General features: G+C 35.8%; 6 protein-coding genes. 2 read left to right on the top strand and 4 right to left on the bottom strand.

Annotation, left to right across the window (positions count from 1 at the left end):
- Nucleotides 1-33: 33 nt before the first annotated feature.
- From ACJHV0_RS10065 to udk, 4 genes are all read right to left on the bottom strand, one after another.
- Nucleotides 34-957 carry an IS256 family transposase, variant Zn-binding type gene (locus tag ACJHV0_RS10065; protein ID WP_483134109.1) on the bottom strand — a complete coding sequence of 308 codons (924 nt, stop codon included), beginning with the start codon at nucleotides 955-957 and terminating at the stop codon, nucleotides 34-36.
- 147 nt (nucleotides 958-1,104) lie between these two features.
- The gene (locus tag ACJHV0_RS10060) at nucleotides 1,105-1,263 is read right to left on the bottom strand and encodes a DUF1328 domain-containing protein (protein ID WP_025217564.1); all 159 of its coding nucleotides are present in this window, start codon (nucleotides 1,261-1,263) and stop codon (nucleotides 1,105-1,107) included.
- Nucleotides 1,264-1,360: 97 nt separating this feature from the next.
- The gene (gene dcd / locus ACJHV0_RS10055; protein ID WP_283386044.1) at nucleotides 1,361-1,942 is read right to left on the bottom strand and encodes a dCTP deaminase; all 582 of its coding nucleotides are present in this window, start codon (nucleotides 1,940-1,942) and stop codon (nucleotides 1,361-1,363) included.
- 9 nt (nucleotides 1,943-1,951) lie between these two features.
- Nucleotides 1,952-2,599 carry a uridine kinase gene (gene udk, locus ACJHV0_RS10050; RefSeq protein WP_483134108.1) on the bottom strand — a complete coding sequence of 216 codons (648 nt, stop codon included), beginning with the start codon at nucleotides 2,597-2,599 and terminating at the stop codon, nucleotides 1,952-1,954.
- 100 nt (nucleotides 2,600-2,699) lie between these two features.
- On the opposite strand from udk, the gene ACJHV0_RS10045 reads away from it, so the two are divergent.
- Together ACJHV0_RS10045 and ACJHV0_RS10040 are read left to right on the top strand one after the other, a co-directional pair.
- Nucleotides 2,700-3,329 (top strand): LysE/ArgO family amino acid transporter, encoded by a 630-nt coding sequence (locus tag ACJHV0_RS10045; RefSeq protein ID WP_025235776.1) that lies wholly within the window; start codon nucleotides 2,700-2,702, stop codon nucleotides 3,327-3,329.
- Nucleotides 3,330-3,440: 111 nt separating this feature from the next.
- On the top strand, nucleotides 3,441-4,493 hold the full coding sequence (locus ACJHV0_RS10040) for a rod shape-determining protein (protein ID WP_025235777.1): 1,053 nt from the start codon (nucleotides 3,441-3,443) through the stop codon (nucleotides 4,491-4,493).
- Nucleotides 4,494-4,647: the final 154 nt, after the last annotated feature.

The following is a 4,647-nucleotide window of genomic DNA, read 5'->3' as shown; positions in this document are numbered from 1 at the left end:
CAAAATAGTTGCTAACCTTATTTTTTGATTAGGTTAGTAGCTTTTTTTATTCAAAAAATCCTTTATAAACATCAACTTATGTTTCTTTGTTAATCCGTTGTGATTATTTAACTTCTGCTTTAAGTCTTTAAAAAGACTTTCCGCTCTATTTGTGGTTCTTTCAATATTTAGCTCAGGGTATTTCTCGAAAGTAAATAAATAATCGTGATATCGCTTTAAACTGGCATAAGCTCCCCTTATATTTCGATGTTTATAAGGGAAATAACCTCTCGCATTTGCTATATCTGAACGTTCATTTAAAAAGTCCTGATGTTTTAAATACCAATTGTGTAGTTCCCTATAAAATATATTTTTCGTACTCTTTGTTAAAGTCTTAACAAGAATTTTTAATTCCTTTCCGGCTTGAGATTGGTGTTTTCTGCCTAATTTACGCATCACTATCGCAATCATATGAAACGGGCACATTTGTGTCGGGGTATTGAGTAAATCTTTTAATAATCCCCTCCGACCATCGCAGGTAACTGATTGAATAATATAGCCTTTTTCCCTCAACTGATTGAGAGCTAACTGATAATAAACATCTTTTTCTGTTTTTACAAAACGATGATAGATTACCTTCTTTTTCAGACTATTGATTAAAACCAATACACCAAATTCTCGACCAAAGAAAGTGGTATCCATAATAATATTCAGATATTTTCCTTCTATTATATTTACCTGGCTTTTAGGGGCTTTTTCAATATATCGTTGAATAGTTCTCACCGAACAATGATATTTTTCAGCAAGTTGCGGATAAGTCTGTTTTCCTGTTGTGTAATCAGACCAAATTTGAATAGCGTTTAATTTCTTTTGAAAGGTAAAGGTTTTATTACATTGATTGCAATAATGGCGTTGAATATTATTTTGCTTACCGTGCTTCTTGATATTCGTACTTTGGCAAAATGGGCAGTTTTTTATTCATTTTTCAAAAATAGGGCTTAAAGCCTTGTACTATAAGGCTTTAAGCCACTTTTTAGCAACTATTTTGTCTACTATGCCAAAAGTTTAGCTATAATAAAAAACACAGCGAAATGCTGTGTTCTATAAATTCAATAACTTACTTTTCTATTTTTTTCGTTTGAATAGGAAAGAAATAACGGTAAGAACCAAAAATACGAAAAATAAAATTTTTGCAATTTCAGTTGCACTTCCTGCTATACCTCCAAAACCAAAAAATGCTGCCACGATGGCGATAATGAAAAATACTACAGCATAATGTAACATAGTGATCTCCTTATATATGTTTTTGATTAATGCATTTTGAATGTAACATAACTAAATAGCTTTTCGCAAGCAGCAGTATTTAATTAAAAAATTTAAATTAATCCTGATTAATTCGGCTTGAAATCGCACTTTGTTGATTTTTATATTTTGCATCTTCTCGTGCATTATAAGGTTTAGCGGCATCACCACTTAGAATTTCAAAACTTAATGCACCTATTGCCATATTTGGGCGGAGGGCAAGGGGTAATTTACCGGCATTGAAAAATTCCAAAACAATTTTTCCTTCCCAACCCGGATCGATACGGTGGGCGGTAACGTGAACCATCAATCCAAGTCTGGCAAGTGAGGAGCGTCCATCTAACCAACCAACAATATTGGCAGGTAAACTGACCGATTCAAGAGTTGTCGCAAGGGCAAGATCACCTGGGTGTAGGAAAAAGGCTTCGTCATCGCCAATAATAATTTCATCGCTCATTACTTTGTTTAATTGAGCGGTAACCTCTTCACGAGGACCACTTAAATCAATATAAGGCGTGTTATGCTCACGAAAAACACGGAATGAATTACCTAAACGTACATCTGCCGTTGCACCGGAAATTTTATCATCAGAAGGACGAGGCGTAATACTGATAATGCCTTCATCTAAGTAACGTTTAATATCGGTGTCGCATAAACGCATATTTTGCTCCTATTTGAGTAACTGTTTGATTTGGGCTTTGAGAATATCGATCGCAATACGGTTTTTGCCGCCTTTTGGCACAATGATATCGGCATATTGTTTTGATGGCTCAATAAATTGTAAGAACATTGGGCGAACCGTTTTGCGATATTGGGTAATTACCGATTCCATTGAACGACCACGTTCCACCATATCACGTTGTAAGCGGCGGATAAAGCAAATATCTAATGGAGCATCAACGAAAATAGAAACATTCAGTTCATTACGGATATGTTCATCGGTCAGAAGCAAAATACCTTCTAAAATAATAATTTTTTTCGGCTCGAAGTGTTTGGTGGTCGTTTTACGATTATGCTCGGTGTAATCGTACTCGGGAATTTCAATCGCTTTGCCTTGTTTTAGTTGGCGTAGATGATCAACCAGTAAATGATGATCCATTGAGTTAGGGTGGTCGTAGTTGGTTTTAATGCGTTCGTCCATTGTTAAATGAGATTGATCTCGGTAATAAGCATCTTCAGAAATAATGCCAATATTATCTGTTCCCAATTCATTTTTCAGCTCTTTATAAATGGTCGAGGCAATCAGGCTTTTCCCCGATGCAGAAGCTCCGGCAATGGCAATATCAACACAAGATGGTTGTTGTGCAGTATCAGTCATAAAAATTTCCTATTCATTCAAAAAGTATCCTGTAAATTATACCCAATTTTTGCAAAATTTTCTGTATAATCGACCGCTTGTAATTGATTTTGAGGAAAAAATGAATACTTTTATTCAAGGATTTGTTGTTTGTTTTGGTTTAATTGTGTCAATTGGGGCACAAAATGCCTTTTTGTTAAAGCAGGGCATTTTAAAACAACACGTTTTTTGGGTTGCATTAATCTGTTTTTTAGGTGATGTATTTTTAATGACGATTGGCGTGCTAGGACTTGGGACAGTCATTTCAGAATTACCTGTTCTCAGTTTAATTATTTCGCTCTTAGGTGCAATTTTTCTATTTACTTACGGTAGTCGTTCATTTATTAGCGTATTTAAAAGCGGAGATTCTCTTGTTGCAAGTGGAGAGAATGCCTCAAGTCTTAAAAAAGCTTTAATGATTACTTTTGCCATTACCTTTTTAAATCCTCATGTTTATATTGATACTGTTGTAATTGTTGGCAGTATTGGCGGGAAATTAGACTTTGAAGGCAAGATGTATTTCTTAGTAGGTGCGTTACTTTGTTCGTTTTTATGGTTTTTTGGGCTAGGGTATGGAGCAAGATTACTTTCACCTTATTTTGCTAAGCGTAGAACTTGGCAAATTTTAGATGCAATTACAGGCTTGATTATGTATTTCATCGCTTTTAGCTTACTGATTTATGCATATCAACTTATGCAGCAAATTTTATAATGGGTTAAATTTTTCATTGCTGAATACCGCTATTTTTTGCTATATTAGTAGCAATGTTTGCACGATATAGTGCCTGATTTATTTAATAATTTTATTTGACGGATTCTTTATATGTTTAAAAAATTTTTAGGATTATTTTCAAACGATCTTTCTATCGATCTCGGAACAGCCAATACATTAGTTTATGTGAAGGGGCAAGGTATCGTTTTAGATGAGCCATCGGTAGTTGCGGTTAGACAAGATCGTATGGGATCGCTAAAAAGCATTGCCGCAGTAGGCTCACACGCAAAATTGATGTTGGGTCGTACCCCAAAAAGCATTATGGCAATCCGTCCAATGAAAGATGGTGTTATTGCAGATTTTTTTGTAACGGAAAAAATGTTACAACACTTTATTAAACAAGTGCATAGTAATAATTTTATGCGTCCAAGTCCTCGTGTGTTGGTTTGTGTGCCGGCAGGAGCAACCCAAGTAGAACGTCGTGCTATTAAAGAATCAGCAATTGGTGCGGGTGCACGTGAAGTGTATTTAATTGAAGAACCAATGGCTGCTGCTATCGGTGCAGGTTTGCCTGTACACGAAGCAATGGGGTCGATGGTGATTGATATCGGTGGAGGTACAACTGAAGTTGCTGTACTTTCTTTAAATGGCATTGTTTATTCAACCTCTGTTCGCATTGGTGGTGATAAATTAGATGAAGCTATTATTGCCTATGTTCGCCGTCATTTTGGTTCAGCTATTGGTGAAGCAACTGCTGAACGTATCAAGCAAGAAATTGCAACGGCTAAAATTGAATCTGATGATGATATTAAAACAATGGAAGTACACGGTCATAACTTGGCAGAAGGTGCACCTCGTACTTTTGAATTGAATTCAAAACACGTTTTAGAAGCCATTGAACAACCATTAAACGGTATTGTTGAAGCGGTTAAATCAGTATTAGAGCAATGTCCGCCAGAATTAGCAGCTGATATTTTTGAGCGAGGAATGGTTCTAACAGGCGGCGGAGCATTACTACATAATCTAGATCGCCTGCTTTCGGATTCAACTGGTGTTCAAGTTGTTGTGGCGGAAGACCCACTTACTTGCGTAGCACGTGGTGGTGGTAAAGCACTAGAAATGATCGATATGCATGGTGGAGATGTATTTAGCTCCGATGAATAATCATTTTTTCTAGTTAGATAATAAATTGAAAGTTGGCAATGGATATGATCTATTGTCAATTTTCGTTATATATTCCCAATAAATTTCACATTATATTTTCTAATGAAACCAATTTTTGCTAAAGCTCCTTCTCTAGGAATGCGTCTGATTATTG

The organism is Mannheimia sp., assembly GCF_056854775.1.
Note: the sequence above shows the minus strand (reverse complement) of the source record. Positions and strands in the feature narration are given on the sequence as shown.

Bases quoted from the DNA above. Each gene is read 5' to 3' on its own strand.
- ACJHV0_RS10060 (WP_025217564.1), bottom strand. From the start codon at position 1,263: ATGTTACATTATGCTGTAGTATTTTTCATTATCGCCATCGTGGCAGCA.
- udk (WP_483134108.1), bottom strand. From the start codon at position 2,599: ATGACTGATACTGCACAACAACCATCTTGTGTTGATATTGCCATTGCC.
- ACJHV0_RS10040 (WP_025235777.1), top strand. From the start codon at position 3,441: ATGTTTAAAAAATTTTTAGGATTATTTTCAAACGATCTTTCTATCGAT.
- dcd (WP_283386044.1), bottom strand. From the start codon at position 1,942: ATGCGTTTATGCGACACCGATATTAAACGTTACTTAGATGAAGGCATT.
- ACJHV0_RS10045 (WP_025235776.1), top strand. From the start codon at position 2,700: ATGAATACTTTTATTCAAGGATTTGTTGTTTGTTTTGGTTTAATTGTG.